The following is a 20,911-nucleotide window of genomic DNA, read 5'->3' as shown; positions in this document are numbered from 1 at the left end:
CGCTAATAGACATATACGTCTATAAATAAGAAACGAGAACTATATTAACTCCTTAAGATTTCAAAAGAATTTTGTTGCTGAATTTTCAGCAATCTCTGACTTATTATCAAGCTCACTACTTAAAGACCTTACATTACTTTTAAATTGTTTAAATTTTGCTAATTGCTTGCCAACAAGCTCTATGCCTGGAGTAGATTTAACGTGCATAGGGTTTATGTTCTTACCACCTATTTTAACCTCATAATGTAAATGTGGCCCCGTAGTTCTACCAGTACTACCAACATACGCAATAACTTGGCCTTGTTTAACTATACTTCCTAACTTAAGATTTTTAGCAAAATTAGAAGCATGAGCATAAGCAGTTGATAGATTTTGACTATGTTTAATCTGTACAAATTTTCCGTAACCAGATTTCCATCCTATTTCAGTTATCACCCCATTACCTGCAGCATAAATCGGCGTACCAGTTGGAGCGGCGAAATCAACACCTTTGTGCATTTTGGTATAGCCTAAAGTAGGATGATGTCTATTACCATAATGAGAAGAAACTCTAACTAATTTAACAGGGGTTCTAAGCAAACTTCTTTTTACACTTTTACCATCTTCAGAAAAGAAATCATGATTATTGGGTGTATTATCTAGAGAATACCGGAAAATATTATATTCTTTACCGGACAAATTAAGCGATACATATAAAACCTTACCATGATGAGAGAATTTACCCTCCTTGGTAACAAATTTTTCGGTTATAACAGTTACCGTATCACCATTTTTAATTTGACGTTGAAAATCAATCTGATAACTATACGAGTTAATCAGCTCAATTATACTGTTACTTGATAATCCCAACGATTTTAAGGCCGACATAAAGCTTGAATTAATAACCACAGAAGATTTGGTTATTAATTTATTTAGAACTTTGGTCACATCTTTCGCATAAAAACTTTCCTCTTCTCTAATAATTTCTAAAGATTTAACATTATCATACGCTATGGTTATTTTATTCAATATACGTGATTCAGAAGCAAGATCTTCATCATCTTGTTCAGTAATGTTTATCTCATAATCAAAAACAAGTTGCTGTCCTATCTTCAGGGAAGATTCAATATTCTTGTCTTTTACTAGTTTTACGATTTGGTTTATTTCATTATTTGGAACTTGTTGCCGTAAAAGTATTGCCTTTAATGTATCACCTTTTTTGACTGTTATAATTTGGGAGATTTCATTTGATAGTTCTTCTGAAGATTCAAGTATCTCTGGCTCTGCTATAGTAATTGACATAGTATCACTAACGAACTTATTGATCGATAAAGATACAAAAGTAGCAAACCCCATAAAAAGGAATATAGAAAAGTACGAGAAAATGACCCTAAATTTATACTTAATCTGCGGGTTTGTTAATATAAGGCGGATAATAGCTTGCATTAATGCTCATTTAAGTGATATTGATTCATGAAAAAACAAATAACTAACCAAAAATTTATTTAAATATTTTTAGTTTTTATTTGATCTGTATGTAATGATCCTACCAATATGGAGTATAGAAAAATAAATTACAATAAAAATATTACTAAAGTTTTACTTATTTTAAACTACTAGCAATGAATTACACTATCAGGGCAGTTTAAAAGCCCCAACTAATGATAAAAAATACTAAATTATAGAAATAAATAGTTGTCATCGCGAGCCACAAAGTGGCGTGGCGATCCAAATAAACAGCAATTATCTTTTTAAAAAACAAACTTTTCTATCATTAGTTGGGACTTCTAAACTGCCCTGTTACACTATCATAAAATTTTATATATACAATTTTGCTGCATGCTAGTATAATTCAGCATAGTCCAAATTATAACTTAAAGAATTGTTATTTTCGCATGTTGCAGAAATTGATGAAGCACCTTATATTTGCTAGTATAATGGGGTTTTTATGCATTCTTTCTTCTTATGGACAAGCTGAAGATAATACTCAAAATATGGAATTCCTTGATACTACAGATGAAAGTAATGAATTAGAAAAAGATAATAATTTTACTGAGCATGTTGCTGATTCTAATAACTTGCCAAATATACAAAATAATGTTGAACATTCAGAATTAAAAACTTACAGTCTTGGTAAGATTATTGCTTTAAATAAAATCACAGCAACATCAAAGGAGCTGGTATTAAAGCCTAATGAACCACAATATTTTGGTAATATTCAAATTAAACTTCATAAATGTATTAAAAATCTTGATCCTTACAATGAGGATAATTACATGCTATTAACCATTACAGAGCATAAAATTGATGAGGATGCTATGTTAATTTTCCAAGGATGGATTATCTCGTCAAGTATTTCAGTCTCCACCTTTGAACATCCTATTTATGAAATCTTTGCTAAAAATTGTTTATAGAATATTTTAACTAATGATATACTCAAATGATTTAAAAAATGGGGACAATAAACAAGGGGAGAGTAAGCGGAGCATACATTTAGTACGTGAACACGCGAATGCCCCGCAAGTATTTGCAAAAGCCAATTCTTTAAAGCAGAAGAGTATACAATCCATGATCTGCCTATTAGTTATGTTATTCCCAGTAGTTGGATTGATTTCTGGTTTTTCTACTGCAGTAACAGTTCCTATGTTGTTATTAACTATATTAGTTGCTTTGCGAGATAAAATCTTTATTCATTTTAAATACGCTACTATTAAAGAAACTTTGTTATCCAATTGGAAACTGGAATTACTATTTTGTCTTTGGTGTCTTATAACAAATTTTTATTCACCTAATTACCCCTCTTCTTTATTTAACTATCTACAGGTTTGTTTAATTGTTATAATAGGGTTTATCGTAAATAGCAATATTGACAAATTATCCATAAATGTAACTAAAATAAAAATATATTTTATTATAGGAATAACAGCAGCAATTGCTTTGTTTTTTATAGAATACGCATCTCACGGTATTATAACAAGGGCTTTCCGTACTATTTTTCAGCCAAAATCTTCATGTCAATTCTTTTTATTCATTCTTGACCGTGGGTGTTCTTTATTATCAGTTCTTTCATGGGTAGCAATAGCTATAATTATATCATATCATAGATATTTACTAGCGCTAATATATTACCTGATAATTTTTTATTTGCTCTATATCTCAGATAGCCTTGCAAGCTTTTTAGCATTTACCGTAGCTGGATTAGTATTTTTAACAAATAGGCTGTTAGTAACCAAATCACTGCAATCTGTTTTTTTGAAATTATTTACCCTTGCTATGATATCTGGTTCAATATTGATGCCAATAATTGCATATAAAATACAACCACATTATGCCTCAGATCACTATGCCAAGTTTCTACCAGACTCTGCTAAGCACCGTGTATTTATTTGGCACTTTGTTGCTGAACAAATTATCAAAAAACCAATTTTGGGTCATGGATTTGCTTCATCAAGAAATTTTAAAATTGATGAGAAACAAATGATTAGCTATAACCAGTGGACGTGGTCTCCCCTTCCTCTACACCCACATAATAATATAATGCAAATTTTATTGGAAACGGGCTTAATAGGTTTGATACTATTTTTATCTTTAATTTACAAATATATTCAAAAAATTAGTAATATATCCTTAGTGCAGTCTTCTAAAAGTGGTAAGATAAATCGAACGACTGAGAATAACAAAATAGATGTATTAAATTACAAGTCAGTTGCCTATGCTTGCTTTATAAATTATTATATAATAGGTATGATTTCATTTAACATTTGGCAAATATGGTGGGTTTGCAGCTCTTTTGGAGCGATGATTTTGTTTAAGTTACTTCTTTCAAAATCACAGGAGTATAATTACTAATGTTGGAAACATCTAATATTTTACAAGAATACTTGCCTATAGCTGTGTTTTTTGGTATAGCATCAGTTTTATCATTGGTAATAGTTACATTGCCAAGGCTTTTAGCTCCTCGAAAATATAATAAGGCTAAGTTGGATAGTTATGAATGCGGATTTGAAGCTTTTGGTGATGCTAGAAGCAAATTTGATGTACGTTTTTATCTAGTAGCTATTTTATTTATTATTTTTGATCTAGAAATAACTTTTTTGGTGCCATGGGCTATTACGCTTGGACAAATTGGTAAATTTGGTTTCTTCTCAATGATGTTTTTCTTATTGGTACTTACCATCGGTTTTGTATATGAATGGAAAAAAGGAGCTTTAGACTGGGAGTAATGACATGCAAGCAAAGATAGATCTATATGAATACGATCAAGATAAGCTCCTTGAAGAAGAAATTTCAAATCGAGGATTCCTTATAACTAAACTCGATGATTTGATAGGCTGGGCTAGATCTAATTCACTTTGGCCTATGAGTTTCGGTCTTGCATGTTGTGCAGTAGAAATGATGCAAGCTGCTTCTAGCCGCTATGATATGGATCGCTTTGGCATGTTGTTTAGACCAAGCCCACGTCAATCTGATTTAATGATAGTTGCAGGGACATTAACAAATAAGATGGCTCCGGCTCTTAGAAAAGTTTATGACCAAATGACTGAACCTAAGTGGGTTCTGTCAATGGGAAGCTGTGCCAATGGTGGTGGTTATTATCACTATTCATACTCAGTAGTACGCGGCTGTGATCAGATTGTTCCAGTAGACGTATACGTACCAGGCTGCCCTCCAACTGCTGAAGCTTTGATTTATGGTTTAATGCAGTTACAAAAGAAAATTAGAAGAACTACTAGATTTAGAAAAGGTGACAATGGAAAATATCATTGACGACTTAATAAAAAATCAGGAGCTTGAGATAACTGCTTTGCCTGTAAATGATTTGAATATACATTTTACTAGCTATAAAGCTGGTATAGAAAGTTTGTTACCATTTTTATCGGCAATTAAGGAATCTGAGGATTTGCGTTTTACTGTGCTAACAGATCTATTTGCTGCTGATTTCCTAAACCGCTCTAATCGGTTTGAGATAGTGTATAATTTACTGAGTCTTAAATTAAATAAACGTATATTAGTAAAAATTGAGGCTGGAGAACATGACATAATCCCCTCAGTTACCAAAATATTTAGTGCTGCTTGCTGGTATGAACGCGAAGCATATGATATGTTTGGAGTAATTTTTGGTGGTAGTCATGATAATCGTCGTATTCTAACAGATTATGATTTTGTCGGTCATCCTCTCAGAAAAGACTTCCCATTAACGGGTTACGTGCAGGTTAAATATGATGAGACTCTTGCAAAAGTAGTATATGAGCCAGTGAAACTCGAGCAACCATATAGAGAATTTGATTTTTCATCAAGTTGGCAAGGACCAAGTTATGTATTACCTGGAGATGAAAAGGCGAAGTGAAATAACTGTCATCTTTGCAGGGTAATTTAAAAGTCCCAACTAATGATAGAAAAGTTTGTTTTTTTAAAATGCATAAATGTCTATTAGCGAGGAGCCGCAAAGCGGCGACGTGGCAATCCAAAAGTTGCAGTAGCAAAAAATAAAACAGCAAGCTGTTTATTTGGATCGCCACGCCACTTTGTGGCTCGCAATGACAACTATTTGTTTCTATAATTTAACATTTTCCATCATTAGTTGTGACTTTTAAACTGCCCTGACCTTCACAACCTAAAAATTAAGTTGAATATAAACTATTAACAAGCTAATATGCAAGGTACTAAAAATTAGATACAATATTAGATAAAATGATTACTATTACTTTTCCAGATAGAACGCAAAAACAATTTGAAAAAAATATTACGGGATTGGAGATAGCTAGTAAAATCTCTACTTCTCTAGCAAAAGAAGCTATGGTTATTGAGATAAATAATCAATTAAAGGATTTAAGTTTACCTATAGAATCTGATTGTAATGTAAGGATTCTAACCCATAAAGATACTGAATGTTTAGAGATAATACGTCATGATGCCGCTCATATAATAGCAGAGGCAGCTAAAGAATTATTTCCAGATATCCAAGTGACCATAGGACCTGCTATCGAAAATGGCTTCTTTTACGATTTTGCCAAAGATAAACCTTTTACCCCTGAGGATTTAGTCAATATAGAAGCAAAGATGCATGAGATTGTCAAAAGAAATGAAAAAATTACTAGAGAAGTATGGAATCGTGATCAAGCCATAGAATTCTTTAAGTCAATAGGCGAGCATTATAAAGCCGAGATAATTTCAGAGATTCCAGCAAGTGAGGAGATTACATTATATCGACAAGGTAACTTCCTTGATCTTTGTCGTGGTCCACATGCCCCGTCAACTGCCTTTGTCAAACATTTTAAATTAATGAAAGTAGCGGGAGCCTATTGGCGAGGTGATAGTAAAAATCCTATGCTACAAAGAATCTATGGTACAGCTTGGTCAACAAAAGAACAGTTAGACAACTACCTTTATATGATTGAAGAAGCAGAAAAGCGTGATCATAGAAAATTAGGGAAAGAGCTTGGTCTGTTTCACTTTCAGGAAGAAGCTCAAGGTATGGTATTTTGGCATGATAAAGGTTGGAGTATATATCGCATTATCGAACAATATATCAGAAATAAAATCAGAAAAACTGGATATATTGAAGTAAAAACCCCGGTGTTAGTTGACAAAAGCTTGTGGGAGGCTTCTGGTCATTGGGAAAAATTTAGGGAGGATATGTTTGCTCTAAATCTCGCTGATGATAAAACACTAGCTATGAAACCAATGAACTGCCCATGTCATGTGCAAATTTTTAAACAAGGTATCAAGAGTTACCGAGACTTACCGTTACGTATGTCTGAATTTGGTTTGTGTCATAGAAATGAAGCGTCTGGTGCATTACATGGTCTGATGAGAGTAAAGGCTTTTCGGCAAGATGATGCACATATTTTTTGTACTGAGGAACAAATTAACAGTGAGACGGTAAAATTTTTTAGCCTCTTAACCGAGGTTTATAAAGATTTTGGTTTTTCTGATATTAAAATTAAATTCTCAGATCGTCCTAAAATACGGGCTGGCAGCGATGAAGTTTGGGATAAAGCAGAAAATGCTCTAAAAGAAGCCGTAAAAGAAGCCGGTTATTCTTACATATTAAATCCCGGTGATGGTGCGTTTTATGGACCAAAACTAGACTTTTGCCTTAAAGACTCAATAGGTAGAGAATGGCAGTGCGGCACTCTGCAAGTTGATTTTGTTTTACCGGAACGTCTTGACGCTCATTATATTACTGTAAGCGGTGAGAAAAAAAGACCAGTAATGTTGCATAGAGTTGTAATTGGTTCTTTTGAACGGTTTATTGGCATATTAATTGAAGAATATGCAGGACGTTTTCCTTTATGGTTAGCCCCTGTACAAGTAGCTATTGCTACCATCACAAGTGACTTAAATGACTATGCACTGGAAGTACACAAATTGTTGATTAGTGAAGGAATACGGTCAGATGTCGATATTTCACCTGAAAAGATTAATTATAAAATACGCTATTTTTCTAATAATAAAGTACCTATAATAGCCGTTGTTGGTAAACAAGAAATGCTAAATAATACTGTGACTATAAGACAACTAGGATCAGATCAGCAGGAAATTATTTCTCTACAAAATCTAGTAAAGCTTGTAAAAGATCAGAATATTCGCTATTTAACATAATGAAAGCAATTGTGTCGTATGTGTAAAAAGTACACAAAAACACAATAATAACAATTTTTATGGAGAAAATATCATTTCTGGAATTAAGAATAGTAATTTTCCGAAGGCTAATAGGGAAATTAAGGTCAATCAAGTTCGTTTAGTCGATGAAAATGGTAATATGCTTGGTATCGTTAGCATCAAGAATGCTCTAGAACAAGCTGAAAAAGCTGGTTTAGATTTGGTAGAAATTTCACCAAATGCTGAGCCGCCTGTTTGTAAAATCTTGGATTTCGGTAAATTTAAGTATGAGAGTAAAAAGCGTGTCCATGATGCCAAGAAAAAACAAAAGATCATAGTGCTTAAAGAAATGAAATTTAAGCCTAATATCAGCCAAGGTGATTTTAACGTGAAACTTCGCAAGATCAAAGATTTTTTGAAGGAAGGTGACAAAGTAAAAATTTCTCTATGGTTTAAAGGCAGAGAGATTATCCATAATGATATTGGTATGAAGTTGTTTGACCGCATATCGTTAGAACTAGAGGGCTTAGCTAAGATTGATTCCGCTCCTAAAATGGAAGGTAAACAGATAATTATGTTAGTCAGCCCTGATCCAAGCAAAATACCAACTAATTAGAACTATTTATGCCAATTAAAATTCTAATGCCTGCTTTATCTCCAACTATGACTGAAGGAAATATTGCAAAATGGCTTAAAAAAGAAGGGGATAAAGTTGTTCCAGGAGATGTTATAGCAGAAATAGAAACAGATAAAGCTACTATGGAAGTAGAAGCTGTAGAAGAAGGAATTTTTGCTAAAATAATTGTGCCACAAGGTACAGATAATGTGCCAGTGGGTTCGCTTATCGCTGTATTACTTGAAGATGGTGAAGATGCAAACTTATTGGATAGTTTTATAGCAAGTAGTGATAATTCTGCTAAACCATCTACAGAACCAGTAATATCTATAGAAGAAACTAAGCCGGTTAAGTACGATCAGCAACCGCAAACAATGAATGTGAAAGCTTTAGGCAGGATATATGCTTCGCCTTTGGCTAAAAGATTAGCTGCTATTGATAATATCGATCTGTCAAATATTCAAGGTAGTGGACCTCATGGAAGAATAATAAAAAAAGATGTGTTATCATACTTAGTGCTACCCACAAATAGTGGTAAGATTAGAGCGGTGAACAGAAATAAAGAGGAGTACAGGTGCGTCCCCAATAATAATATTCGTAAAATTATTGCTAAACGTTTGCTTGAATCTAAACAAACCATACCACATTTCTATCTCTCAATAGAATGTAACATGGATAAGTTATTGGATATTAGAGAAGATATAAATAAATCACTTGTAGAAGAGAGTAAAATTAAAATTACAGTTAATGATTTTGTTATTTTAGCAGTGGCAAAAGCTTTAAAAGCTGTACCGGAAGCAAATGTTAGCTGGGATGAGTCTGCTATTCGGTATTATAATAATGTTGATGTATCGGTTGCTGTGGCAATTGATAATGGTCTTATAACGCCTATAGTCAGAAATGCCGATCAAAAAGATATAATTACATTATCGCAAGAATTACAAACTCTTATAAAAAAGGCTCGAGATAATAAACTAACTCCTGAAGAATTTCAGGGAGGAAGTTTTTCCGTCTCTAACTTAGGTATGTACGGTATTAAGAACTTTAGTGCTATAATAAATCCGCCACAAAGCTGTATTCTAGCAATAGGAGCAAGCTCAAAACGTGCAATAGTTGAAAATAATCAGATAAAAGTCGCTACTATCATGGATATTACTCTTTCTTCTGATCACAGAGTTGTTGATGGTGCTGTTGGAGCTAAATTTTTAGCTTCATTTAAAAAATTTATGGAGAGTCCTGCGTTAATGCTCATATAACGTTTGATTGACACCCTACCCTCACTATAACTTAAAACTTAAATCATAGAATAAATTATGAGTTTTTCCGATAATCTAGCAAAAATCTTGAATAAACATGAAGAATTATCGAAAAAGTTGGCCACTGGTATAGTCGGAGATGATTTTATAAAAGCATCGAAGGAATATGCCGAACTAGAACCTATTGTTCAAACAATTAATGAATATAATAAATCTCTATCTGAATTGCACGACATCAAAGAGATGGCTCAAGAAGCAAATTTGGACAATGATACACAAACGATGATATATGATGAAGTACATCGTTTAGAGGTTCTGATGCCTAAATTAGAAAGGGCAGTAAAACTCTCTTTGTTGCCAAAAGATGAAGCGGATACAAAAAATGCTATTATTGAGGTAAGAGCTGGTAGCGGAGGAGAAGAAGCGGCGTTATTTGCTGCAGATTTATTTAATATGTATCACCGATACGCAGAATTAAAGAACTGGCGTTTTGAAATATTATCAATCTCTGATACTGGTATTGGCGGATATAAAGAAGCATCAGCACTAATTAAAGGACGAGATGTGTTCTCTAAACTTAAGTTCGAATCAGGCGTCCACCGGGTGCAAAGAGTCCCTGAGACTGAGTCAAGTGGTAGGATACATACTTCTGCAGCTACTGTTGCTGTCTTGGCTGAAGCAGAAGATGTAGATGTTAAGATCGATGACAAAGATTTACGAATTGATACATATCGTGCATCGGGAGCCGGCGGACAACACGTAAATACCACAGAATCAGCGGTAAGGATTACCCATTTACCAACTGGTATTGTCGTTGCATTACAAGATGAAAAATCACAGCATAAAAACAAAGCTAAAGCTATGAAAATTCTTCGTTCTAGAATTTATGAAGCAGAGCGATATAAAAAGGATATGGAAAGAGCCGAGGTACGCAAAGGGCAAGTTGGTTCTGGTGATAGATCAGAAAGAATTCGTACCTATAACTTTCCACAAGGTCGAGTTTCTGACCATAGAATTAATCTAACCCTCTATAAAATAGAGGATATCGTAAAAAACGGGCAATTAGATGACTTTATTGAAGCTTTGATATCGGCTGATGAAGCAAGAAAACTTTCAGAAGTTTAGGTTATATACAATGCAAATCATATATTTTTTAAAGGCTACACCATTTTGGGTATACTTATTATTTGGTTACTTAATTTTTAGAGGGATTAAAGCAACTAAGCAAACAGTTATATTGCCATCAAGATTATTTATTGCTCCTGTTATTTTCTTGTTACTTTATATAAAAGGATTTTCTAATAATGTACAAGACTTAACATTATTTTGTATGTTGCTAATTATCTCAATTATTATTAATTGGCGATTTTTTGACAAACCTCTTATACAGGTTAATAATAATTTAATAATTATTCCAGGTTCATGGCAACCTCTTATATTGATACTTATCATTTTTTCAATAAAATATTTTTTTGGATATATGAGAGCTGTAAATCTAGAACTAGCCCAAAAATATAAAATAATGGAATTAATAATATCAAGTTTGGTGTTGGGGGGCATGTTTTTTAAAGCAATATATTGTTATAGCTATGCAAAAAAAATAAATAATCAGAAAAATTGACCCAAAAAGTCCTAAATTAATTAAAACATTAATTAACATTTTTTCAAGTGTTATAAAAATTTTACTAGACTTAGAAAGCTAATAATTATATAAACCTTAACGATCACTATAAAAGGGCCTGTAGTTCAGTTGGTTAGAACCCACCGCTCATAACGGTGTTGTCGCAGGTTCAAGTCCTGCCGGGCCCACCATTATTCAATTTTAGTGCATTTTACGAATGCGTTAAACGGTGGACGTAGCATAAAGTCTAGCTTTCTGTCTTTTAATTTTAGGTTACCAAACACTAAATTTATCAATTTACGTTTTCTCTCAATAGTAGAACCTTTGAAGGATGCAAACACTCTAGAAGCCAGTTCTACTAGGTTAATCAGGAGTTCTGAAAATTTATCATCAGTATTTGTATGATTCTCTATTTCTCTAATAATATCTTTACGTTTTTGTATTAATTGTTTATGTTTTTCTTCCCTCTGTAGAAATAAATTTTCTATTTTGTCTATTACGAACAATAAACAAAGTACCCATTTCTTGACACGACCATAATAGCTCAAAGATATCTGCTTCTCTGTCACCAATAGTTATAACTTTAGTATCTTCAGGTATAATATGCATAGTGTCTTTAAGTCGAAGCTATTTCTATGTTTCTTGTCACCTAATTCAATGTATTATACTATATTAATTTAACAATCAGATACAGAATCGTCTCAAATCTGATTGTTTCGATAATTTCACCGAATTTGGAATAAGAATTGACAAATTCTTATCCCGAATTCGCGTAATTAATGTGACATTAATGTTGACAAAAGAATTAATATGATATGGAATAACACGAATTTGGATAGGTTAAATAATGAAAAAAATATTTTATATTATTTCAATAATATGTCCAATAGTTGTTGGCATATTATTAATTAACAACAAAGATGAGATGGTAATTAATCTATACAATAATAGTTTTGTTATTAATTTTAGTAGTGAAAATAAGTTAATAGCACTTGCTTTTATTGTTGTAACGCTGGCTACTAACTTATATGCCATAAGTAAAAACAGAAAATTTGAGGTACTTATAGGTAGCCTATATTCAGCTAGTTCTTTGGTCTGTTTATTTGCTGGGGATTTTGTTTCGATGTTTGCTTCTCTAGAAATGATGATGATATTTGCTGCTTTGTTGATTTTTTATGGCAATTACAAAAATAGTGTTAGAGCAGCAAGACAATATTTGCTTACCCATCTTATAAGTGGTAGTCTTATTTTAATAGGGATTAGTTATATAATTACTCACACCTCTAGTTCACAAATTGTTTCTCTTACCTCATTGACAGAAAATCAAGAGGCTGGTTTTATATTTTATGCTCTAATACTTTGTGGTTGTTTGATTAATGTAGCTAGCATACCTTTCTCTGGATGGATTGTTAATTGCTATCCATTTGCTTCAAGCTCAGGGATAATATATTTAACTAGCTTTACTAGTAAAATATCGATAATTATACTCCTTAAACTATTTAGTGGCTTAGAAATACTTAAATTCTTTGGATTATTAATGATTATATATGGCGGGGGTTATGCTTGCCTAGAAGATAACATCAAAAGATTAGTATGTTATCTTACCATTTCTCAGCTTGGATTCATGCTAGTTGCTATTGGCACAAAATCTCAACAAGCAAATTTAGGAATCATAGTTTTTCTTTTTGTCCATATACTGTATAAAGCTTTATTTGGTTTATATGTTGCTATATTAATAGACAAAGAAAATATAGAAAATTGTTCTGAGATAAAAGGAATTTACTCGCCCAAAAGTCATTTGTTGTTTGTTAGTTTAATAGTTAGTGTATTGTTCATTATAGCCTTGCCTCCTTTTGCTAGTTTTGTTACCAAAATTGTTGTGACCAATGCTTTGGATCAAGATATTAATTATTATGCTATTTTCTTACTCAAGATTGTCACATGCATCGCTTTATTTTCTACAGTTAAATACAAATCTTTAGTTAGTGGTTTTTACCCTAAGTTAAATATTCTAACTAAAGTTAGTTTATTTGTCATGTTATCGTTTCTATTAGCAACTAGCTTTTGTTTAGAAGAAGGTTTGAAACTAGTATGGTCATCTTATCCTATTGAAATAATTGATACAAATTGGTTGGATTTAGTAAAACAAATAGTAATAATAGTAATAGGTATAATATTTGCCTTAGTTCTTAGTAAAACGATTTCTAGGCGTTCAACTGCCAACATAAATTTAGACTTATTTCAGTTTATTGAAAATAATATTCGTCATATTTATTTTAAATATAACTTAGTGGTGCAAGACTTTTATGATAAAATAGGAGCGGACTGCCCTACTTTTGACAAAATAGAAAAAAATACTTTACGTAGAATGAAATCTTGGCATAATCAGTCAACCGGTTTGTTGGTAGTAATGATACTATTAATTATTTTTACCATATCATTGATTACAAGTAGTAGAGGAGAGTAAAATGAAGCCACCCATAGCCGATAAGATTGATTATAATTTTGTATTACATGGTCAAAAAATTACAGATGAGTATGCTTGGCTTAGGGATAGTGAGTGGCCTAATGTTAGTAATAAAAAAATTATAGAATATTTACAGGCAGAAAATAAATATTCCGAACAATTTTTTGCACAATTACAACAAGAAAAAGATAAAATATTTGAAGAGCTAAAAGGTAGGATTAAGCTCGAGGATCAGTCAACTTACGTAAAGAAGGATAATTATTACTATTATACTAGAACTGAAGAAACTACAGAATATCCTATATATTGCCGAAAAATGGGGTCAGTAGATGCTTCTGAAGAAATTATATTAGATGTTAATAGCATCTCTAAAGGTAATAAATTTACTGATGTAGGGCAAGTAGCAGTCTCTCCTGATCATACGTTAATGGCTTATAGTGTTGATTTTTCCGGTGATGAAAAATATATAATTAGGGTTTATAACCTAAAGACTAAAGAATATTTACTAGATGAAATAAATAACGTTAGTGGTAATATAATTTGGCATGAATATCTCAAGGGATTTTTTTATATGCCTATTAATGAGAATTTTCGTCATGATAAATTAATGTTCCACTCTTTAGGTGATGTAGTTTCAAATGATAAATTAGTACTCCATATAACAGACCCATTATACCAACTGAACGCTACAAAGTCAGCTAGTCGACAATATATTTTTGTTAATAGCTTTGGTCATAATGAAAATGAAATATATGCGGTGCAAATGCATGATCATAGCTTTCAGCCTAAACTGATTAGAGCGTCAAAAGAAGAGATTTTTTATTCAGTTGAGCATAATGGTGATAATTTTTATATTAAGACCAATGAAGGAGCAAAAAACTTTCGTATAGTACTAGTAAATGTAAATAATTTCCAAAATGATTTGTGGAAGAATGATTATATATCGGAAGATCCGGGTAAATATTTGTCAAGCTTTGCCATCACTAGAAATTATTTGATACTTAATTATCGTGACCAAGGATTGCCTGTTATTAAAATAAAATATCTTAAAGAACAGGATGAGAAAGTTATTCACTTTCCGGATACTTCTTTTACTGCCTACGCTTTGTCTACTAATTTTGAGGAAGATGATATTAGAGTAAATTATTCTTCACTTGCTAGACCAAACACCACTTATAGTTATGATTTTGATAGTGACCAATTGTCAATATTGAAAGTGCAAGAAATACCAAGTGGTTTCAATCCTGAAGAATATAGGGTAGAAAGAATATTTGCTGATAATGAGGGGGTAAAAGTGCCAATTACCTTATTATATAAAAAAGCACTGTTTAAAAAAGATGGAAAAAATCCTTTATATTTGTATGGCTATGGCTCATATGGCATTAGCATACCAGTATCTTTTCGGAATACAGCTATTTCTCTTGTAGATCGTGGGTTTGTCTATGCTCTTGCCCATATTAGAGGTGGAGATGATCTTGGACATGATTGGTATGAGGCTGCCAAGTTCCTCAATAAAAAAAGAACTTTTGACGATTTTATTGCGGTTAGTAAAGAGCTAATTAAAGAAAAATATACTAGCCAAGGTAATATAGTAATCTGTGGCGGAAGTGCAGGAGGGTTATTAATTGGAGCGGTAATTAATGAGCAACCACAATTATTTAAAGCAGCACTTGCCCATGTACCTTTTGTTGATATGTTAAATACCATGCTTGATGAACAATTGCCATTAACCCCCGGTGAGTTTAAAGAGTGGGGGAATCCTAAAGAATTAGACTATTTTAACTATATTAAGTCTTATTCTCCGTACGATAATATAAAGTCACAAAATTATCCAAGTCTATTTATTACTGCTGGAATCTCTGACCCAAGAGTTGGGTATTGGGAAGCAGCTAAATGGGCAGCAAGGATTCGTGCAACAAAACTCGACGATAATATATTATTGCTAAAAACTAATATGGATTCAGGACATAAAGGGGCTTCTAGTCGTTTCGATTATCTAAAAGAAGCAGCCGATGATATAGTATTTGTATTTAGGGTTTTTGGTATAATCAATTGACTATATTAAGATTATTATTAACCAGCTATTGACTCGTATTTTTATAAATGGTAACATGAAGTTTATGATTTACACAATAAATAGAATCACTTAATTTAGAGGATTTACAATGACTAATAGTACTGCCCAATTTGTAGATTTTATGAAATCTTTTATGAATCCAGAAGTTTACATAAATTCCGTAAAAAACTTACCTGTTATGGATTTTTCTGCTATGTCAGATACTATCAAGAAAAGTACTAAAATATTTACTACAACAAATCAGATTGTTACTGAATCACTGCAGTCTATGATCCAAAAAAATTCAGAAGATTTTCAAAACAATGCTATGAATATGCTGAATTCTACAAAAGATGCAATAGCTTTTGGAGATTTTAACCAAATAGCCGAATGTCAGCAAAAATACCTTAAGTCAACTTGCGAAACTTCAATCAATAACATTAAAGAGTTTGTCAGTATGGCATCTGATACTTCAATGAAAATGTTTGATGCCATAAATAGTATGACAGGAGAGATGACTAAGGCTTGTGACAACATAAAAAACAAAGCTTAAGATAAATTCAGGAGAATTGGATAGCAGGAACGATGGAGCGAAGCCTGTAGATAATAGGCGAACGACTAGTCATGGATTGCCACCACAACTGTTGAAAGTTAAAAAACCGTCATCGCGAGGCGTCGATAGACGCCGTGGCGATCTCATGAAGTAAGCTCTTCTTCACAAGATTGCCACGTCGTCGCTTACAGCGACTCCTCGCTAATAGACGGTTTAGGGCTTACAAAGCTCATCGCGATGACAATTTTTTAACTTTCAACAGTTGTGCCTCTCTCACATAGTTTGAAATCATAGCAGTATACAGAAGTGCGAATAATAGACTTCCTGCAGAATTCGCTTTTGCTGAGGAATTTGTAGGAGACACGGAACCTCGACCCGCAGCGTACTCAAATGTACGTGAGGAGCAGAGTACCGGTATCACGCACAAATTACCAGCAAAAGTAGAATTATGCAGGAAGTCTAATGGTTAATTCAAAAGCTACCCCCTATTCTTCTATAGTTTAGTGCTTCAGCAATGTGTATCCTGTAGACGTTGGAAGAAGCGTCTAGATCCGCTATAGTTCTTGCAACCCGTAAGATACGGTTATAAGCACGCATGGATATACGAAATTTTGTCGCGGCTTCATTAAGTAAATCCTTACCTTCATCTACTGGCAATGCATGTTCGATAAGCAATTGTCCGTCCAAACGGTTATTTGTTTTGATATTATATCCTTCATATCTAGTTTGTTGAATATTACGAGCCATTTCTACCCTATTTGCTATCTGCCCCGACTCTTCTTCTGTATCATCTTCTATTAAATTATAGTTATATGAGTCGATAGATCCTACCTCTATATGTAGATCAAATCGATCCATGATAGGGCCGGAAATTCGCATCTGATAATCGCTCCCACATTTTGGGGCTTTAGAACATGCTTTGTGAGGATCGCTTAAATAACCACATTTATAAGGATTCATTGCTGCTATTAGCTGAAAGTTGGCCGGATATTTTATATGTGAATTTGCTCTAGCAATTAGTATTTCTCCGGTTTCAATTGGCTGCCTTAAAGATTCGATAACGTTAGGTGGAAATTCTGGTAATTCGTCTAAAAACAACACTCCATTATGTGCTAACGAGATCTCTCCAGGTTTTACTCTTTTACCAACCCCACCGCCGACCATCGCTGCTATCGAACATGAGTGGTGGGGGGGACCTAGCTCTTGATAGTTTCCCGTTTGCTAGCTTGCCTGCAACGCTTGCTATAGTACTGCACTCCAATATTTCTTCAGGTTGCATTTTGGGTAATATACCAGGTATACATTGTGCCAACATAGATTTGCCAGTACCAGGTGGACCAAGCATTAATAGATTGTGACCACCAGAAGCTGCTATTTCTAAAGCTCGCTTGGCTACTTTTTGTCCTTTGATATCTTTAAAATCAGGGTAATTTATTATAGTAGTATCAATTTCTAATTCAGGTGATGATAATATTTGTGAGCCTTTAAAATGGTTAACTAACTCTATTAAATTTCCTGCTACCAAAATATTATTATTGCCAGACCATGCAGCTTCCTGACCATTAGATTTTGAACAAATTAGCCCTTTATTTCTAGCCGAAGCTCCAATAGCAGCAGGTAAAGCCCCGCTGACAGGCAGAATAGAACCATCTAGAGATAATTCTCCTATTACTAGATATTCTTGTATTTCCTCAGCTGGTAAAATTTTCATGCTGCTAAGTATAGCACAAGCAATAGCAAGGTCAAAATGACTACCTTCTTTAACCAAATCAGCTGGAGCTAAATTTATCAGTATTTTTTGAGCAGGCAAGGCAAGACCTATTGAAGAAAGTGCTGCTCTAACTCGTTCTTTAGACTCGCCAATAGTTTTATCAGCAAGTCCTACTATAGTAAAATTAGGTATCCCTGGTGATATCTGTACTTGCACATCAACATCGATAATATCTATACCGCTAAAAGTTAAACTACCAAGGTGAACTATCATTTTTATAAAATAAATTTTACTAGATCAAGATTTTTTATAATTTTTGATAATTGCTGGTCGACAAAATGTTCGTCAATAACTATCTCTTTTTCTTTCGTATCACTTGCATTAAAGCTTATCTCCTCCAATAAATTTTCTAGAATAGTATGTAATCTTCTTGCTCCAATATCTTCAACTTCTAAATTAACATTTGCTGCATAAGTAGCAATTTTATCTATTGCATTATCAGTAAATTTTAATTTTACCCCTTCGGTTGCGATTAAGGCTGAATATTGTTTTATTAAACTTGATTCTGGTTCAATTAAAATTTTTATCATATCATCCTTAGTGAGTGAGCTTAACTCTACTCTAATAGGTAGCCTTCCTTGCAATTCAGGTAATAAATCAGATGGTTTTGATAAATGAAAAGCACCTGATGCTATAAATAATATATGAGCAGTTTCTATAGGACCATGTTTTGTATTAACTGTTGTACCCTCAATAATAGGTAATAAATCTCTCTGCACTCCTTCTCTACTAATTTCTGAACTTTTTCCCTCAGATCTTGAGGTAATTTTATCTATTTCATCCAAAAATACTATACCATCATTTTGTACTAGCACTAAGGCATCTTGAGTAATTTTTTCTTGATCGATCAATTTTTCTGACTCTTCGGCAGAAATAATTAAACGAGCATCTTTAACCAGCATTTTCTTAGTTTTTGTTTTATTAGTACCGATAGCTTTGCCGATCATATCAGAAATATTTAAGACGCCCATGGCAGCTCCTGGCATACCAGGAATCTCAAAATTACTACTACCAAATAAGCCACCTGAATCTGTTATACTTATTTCAATTTCAGTATTGTCAAGTTCACCTTTTTCAAGCTTGCGACAAAATTTCTCTCTAGTTTCAGTTGATGCTGATTTGCCGACTAAAGCATCCAAAATCCTTTCTACAGTTTTTAAATGTGCATTAGCAATCACTGCTTTTTTAGCATTAGCTTTTTGTGTGTTAACAGCTATTTCCACTAAGTCTCGTATTATTGACTCAACATCTCGTCCAACATATCCTACTTCAGTGAATTTTGTTGCTTCTACTTTAAGAAATGGTGAGCCGCTAAGCTTAGCAAGTCGCCTAGCGATTTCAGTCTTACCTACACCAGTTGGTCCTATCATTAAAATATTTTTTGGCACGATTTCTTGACGCAGTGGTTCGTCTACATTTCTACGTCTGCAGCGATTCCGCAACGCTATCGCAACAGCTTTTTTAGCTTTATATTGCCCAACAATGAATCTATCAAGTTCAGCTACGATTTTAGCGGGAGTTAATCCCATAGATTTTTTTTTAAGATTAATACTCATATAACTTTAACTTTTTCTAGAATAATATTATGATTAGAGAAAACACAGATATCAGCTGCAATATTCATTGATTTTAAAGCAATCTCTTCTGCAGTTAGGTCATTGTCAAAAGACATTAAACCTCTAGCAGCAGACAGTGCATATAATCCACCAGAGCCAATGGCAGCAGCATCACCATCAGGTTCAACTACATCGCCATTACCAGTTAAAATTAATATATTTTTTTGATCTGCAACGATCATCATTGCTTCAAGCTTACGTAAATATTTATCGCTACGCCAATCTTTTGCCAGTTCTACAGCACTTCTTAGTAACTGATACGAATATTTCTCCAACTTTAATTCTAATTTTTCAAATAAAGTTAGAGCATCTGCAGTAGATCCAGCGAAGCCAGCAATAATACTATTATTGAACATGACTCTTAATTTTCTTGCTGTAGATTTTAAAACTGTATTACCATGGGAGATCTGACCATCTGCTGCGATTACAACATTCCCACCTTTTCTTAAGCAAAGTATAGTAGTCCCGTGTAATGTGACAGAGCCATGCGAGTTATCTGACATAAAGAATCTTTTAAATATTGATGTTTGGCTATTTGTTTATTATTATGGTATTTAAGTAATCATTTAATATCGTAATTACAAGACTTTCCTATGAATATTTATTCAATATATGTTAATCCTCAAAAAAAAGATAATGATTTTATTCTTATCAAGCAAGGTTTTTCATTATTTGCTGCGTTTTTAAGCGTGTTTTGGGCATTATATCATAGAATGTGGTTACCACTAATAACTACTTTGATACTAAGTATTGTTATATCAAGTTTAGGTTGTACTAATTTTATTTCTGTAAGTCAACTCGCCATTATGTTGATATTTGGTTTTTTCAGCGATGATATGAGAGAATATGATTTGCAAAAAAAGAAATACCAGCTTACAGACATAATATTAGCAAAATCTGAGATAGAAGCTGAATTAAAATTTTTAGAACGCTTAGTGGATGAAAAAAATGTGTTATAGTAATCTCAAATATTGACATTTGGGAATAGATAATAAAAATGAGAGTATAATATGTATGACAAGAATAATGTTTTTGTAAAAATTATTGGTAAAGATATTCCAGCAGAGATAATATATGAAGATGATAATCTAATAGCATTTAATGATATAAATCCTGTAGCTCCAGTACATATAATAATTATACCAAAAAAGGAGTATATTGACTATAGTGATTTTATCCTTAAAGCTTCTAGTGATGAAATTAAAGATTATTTCACCAAACTAGCCTATATTGCATCGCTAGTTGGTTTAGATCAAGATGGCTATCGTTTGATTACTAATAAAGGGATAAAATCTGGACAGAGTGTGTTCCATTTTCATTTCCATATTATAGGAGGAAAAACTATTTCTAAGCTGATATAGTCAATTGATA

General features: G+C 33.0%; 19 protein-coding genes, 1 tRNA gene and 1 pseudogene. 16 read left to right on the top strand and 5 right to left on the bottom strand.

Features of this window, described 5'->3' with window-relative positions; translation table 11 throughout:
- Positions 1-60: 60 nt before the first annotated feature.
- Complete coding sequence (locus ACQH1W_RS02865) at positions 61-1,425, bottom strand: M23 family metallopeptidase (protein WP_341763297.1); 1,365 nt, start codon at positions 1,423-1,425, stop codon at positions 61-63.
- A gap of 449 nt (positions 1,426-1,874) precedes the next feature.
- On the opposite strand from ACQH1W_RS02865, the gene ACQH1W_RS02860 reads away from it, so the two are divergent.
- The 11 genes from ACQH1W_RS02860 to ACQH1W_RS02810 all read left to right on the top strand — a co-directional run bounded on the left by ACQH1W_RS02860 (position 1,875) and on the right by ACQH1W_RS02810 (position 11,268).
- Positions 1,875-2,393, top strand: a complete 519-nt coding sequence (locus ACQH1W_RS02860) for a DUF2155 domain-containing protein (RefSeq protein WP_375333091.1) — start codon at positions 1,875-1,877, stop codon at positions 2,391-2,393.
- 13 nt (positions 2,394-2,406) lie between these two features.
- Entirely contained in the window at positions 2,407-3,828 is a 1,422-nt protein-coding gene (locus ACQH1W_RS02855; protein ID WP_375333092.1) for an O-antigen ligase family protein, read from the top strand.
- Complete coding sequence (locus tag ACQH1W_RS02850; protein ID WP_342278731.1) at positions 3,828-4,202, top strand: NADH-quinone oxidoreductase subunit A; 375 nt, start codon at positions 3,828-3,830, stop codon at positions 4,200-4,202. Before ACQH1W_RS02855 ends, ACQH1W_RS02850 begins: the two co-directional genes overlap by 1 nt.
- A gap of 4 nt (positions 4,203-4,206) precedes the next feature.
- The gene (locus ACQH1W_RS02845; protein WP_341763293.1) at positions 4,207-4,746 is read left to right on the top strand and encodes a NuoB/complex I 20 kDa subunit family protein; all 540 of its coding nucleotides are present in this window, start codon (positions 4,207-4,209) and stop codon (positions 4,744-4,746) included.
- A complete protein-coding gene (locus ACQH1W_RS02840) occupies positions 4,724-5,326 on the top strand; it encodes an NADH-quinone oxidoreductase subunit C (protein ID WP_375333093.1) in 603 nt (200 codons plus the stop codon). Before ACQH1W_RS02845 ends, ACQH1W_RS02840 begins: the two co-directional genes overlap by 23 nt.
- Before the next feature lie 344 nt (positions 5,327-5,670).
- The gene (thrS, locus tag ACQH1W_RS02835; protein WP_375333094.1) at positions 5,671-7,584 is read left to right on the top strand and encodes a threonine--tRNA ligase; all 1,914 of its coding nucleotides are present in this window, start codon (positions 5,671-5,673) and stop codon (positions 7,582-7,584) included.
- Between the two features lie 160 nt (positions 7,585-7,744).
- Positions 7,745-8,200 (top strand): translation initiation factor IF-3, encoded by a 456-nt coding sequence (gene infC, locus ACQH1W_RS02830; RefSeq protein WP_341763288.1) that lies wholly within the window; start codon positions 7,745-7,747, stop codon positions 8,198-8,200.
- A gap of 8 nt (positions 8,201-8,208) precedes the next feature.
- Positions 8,209-9,456 (top strand): pyruvate dehydrogenase complex dihydrolipoamide acetyltransferase, encoded by a 1,248-nt coding sequence (locus tag ACQH1W_RS02825; protein WP_375333095.1) that lies wholly within the window; start codon positions 8,209-8,211, stop codon positions 9,454-9,456.
- A 57-nt stretch (positions 9,457-9,513) separates the two neighbouring features.
- Complete coding sequence (prfA, locus tag ACQH1W_RS02820) at positions 9,514-10,581, top strand: peptide chain release factor 1 (protein WP_341761308.1); 1,068 nt, start codon at positions 9,514-9,516, stop codon at positions 10,579-10,581.
- Positions 10,582-10,591: 10 nt separating this feature from the next.
- The gene (locus ACQH1W_RS02815; RefSeq protein WP_375333096.1) at positions 10,592-11,077 is read left to right on the top strand and encodes a hypothetical protein; all 486 of its coding nucleotides are present in this window, start codon (positions 10,592-10,594) and stop codon (positions 11,075-11,077) included.
- A gap of 114 nt (positions 11,078-11,191) precedes the next feature.
- Positions 11,192-11,268, top strand: a tRNA-Ile gene (locus tag ACQH1W_RS02810).
- Here the strand turns inward: ACQH1W_RS02810 and ACQH1W_RS02805 are convergent.
- Positions 11,269-11,646, bottom strand: a complete 378-nt coding sequence (locus tag ACQH1W_RS02805) for a hypothetical protein (RefSeq protein ID WP_425361153.1) — start codon at positions 11,644-11,646, stop codon at positions 11,269-11,271.
- 278 nt (positions 11,647-11,924) lie between these two features.
- Here ACQH1W_RS02805 and ACQH1W_RS02800 point away from each other — a divergent pair, with 278 nt between their 5' ends.
- From ACQH1W_RS02800 to ACQH1W_RS02790, 3 genes are all read left to right on the top strand, one after another.
- Positions 11,925-13,544, top strand: coding sequence for a proton-conducting transporter membrane subunit (locus ACQH1W_RS02800; RefSeq protein ID WP_375333099.1), 1,620 nt, complete (start codon positions 11,925-11,927; stop codon positions 13,542-13,544).
- A 1-nt stretch (position 13,545) separates the two neighbouring features.
- Positions 13,546-15,600 carry a S9 family peptidase gene (locus ACQH1W_RS02795; RefSeq protein ID WP_425361152.1) on the top strand — a complete coding sequence of 685 codons (2,055 nt, stop codon included), beginning with the start codon at positions 13,546-13,548 and terminating at the stop codon, positions 15,598-15,600.
- 109 nt (positions 15,601-15,709) lie between these two features.
- The gene (locus ACQH1W_RS02790) at positions 15,710-16,153 is read left to right on the top strand and encodes a phasin family protein (RefSeq protein ID WP_375330970.1); all 444 of its coding nucleotides are present in this window, start codon (positions 15,710-15,712) and stop codon (positions 16,151-16,153) included.
- Positions 16,154-16,624: 471 nt separating this feature from the next.
- Here ACQH1W_RS02790 and ACQH1W_RS02785 read toward each other — a convergent pair.
- From ACQH1W_RS02785 to hslV, 3 genes and pseudogenes are all read right to left on the bottom strand, one after another.
- Positions 16,625-18,137, bottom strand: a pseudogene (locus tag ACQH1W_RS02785) (YifB family Mg chelatase-like AAA ATPase).
- A gap of 2 nt (positions 18,138-18,139) precedes the next feature.
- A complete protein-coding gene (gene hslU, locus ACQH1W_RS02780; protein WP_341747709.1) occupies positions 18,140-19,480 on the bottom strand; it encodes an ATP-dependent protease ATPase subunit HslU in 1,341 nt (446 codons plus the stop codon).
- Entirely contained in the window at positions 19,477-20,043 is a 567-nt protein-coding gene (gene hslV / locus ACQH1W_RS02775) for an ATP-dependent protease subunit HslV (RefSeq protein WP_375333103.1), read from the bottom strand. Before hslV ends, hslU begins: the two co-directional genes overlap by 4 nt.
- A gap of 90 nt (positions 20,044-20,133) precedes the next feature.
- On the opposite strand from hslV, the gene ACQH1W_RS02770 reads away from it, so the two are divergent.
- Positions 20,134-20,499: a DUF2628 domain-containing protein gene (locus ACQH1W_RS02770; protein WP_341763277.1), complete on the top strand. Its 366-nt coding sequence runs from the start codon at positions 20,134-20,136 to the stop codon at positions 20,497-20,499.
- A 51-nt stretch (positions 20,500-20,550) separates the two neighbouring features.
- A complete protein-coding gene (locus tag ACQH1W_RS02765) occupies positions 20,551-20,901 on the top strand; it encodes an HIT domain-containing protein (protein WP_341763276.1) in 351 nt (116 codons plus the stop codon).
- The last annotated feature ends 10 nt before the right edge of the window (positions 20,902-20,911 follow it).

The sequence above is a fragment of the Candidatus Tisiphia endosymbiont of Stenodema calcarata genome, assembly GCF_964030695.1.
Lineage (GTDB): Bacteria > Pseudomonadota > Alphaproteobacteria > Rickettsiales > Rickettsiaceae > Tisiphia.
This window is presented reverse-complemented; position numbering and strand designations above follow the sequence as displayed.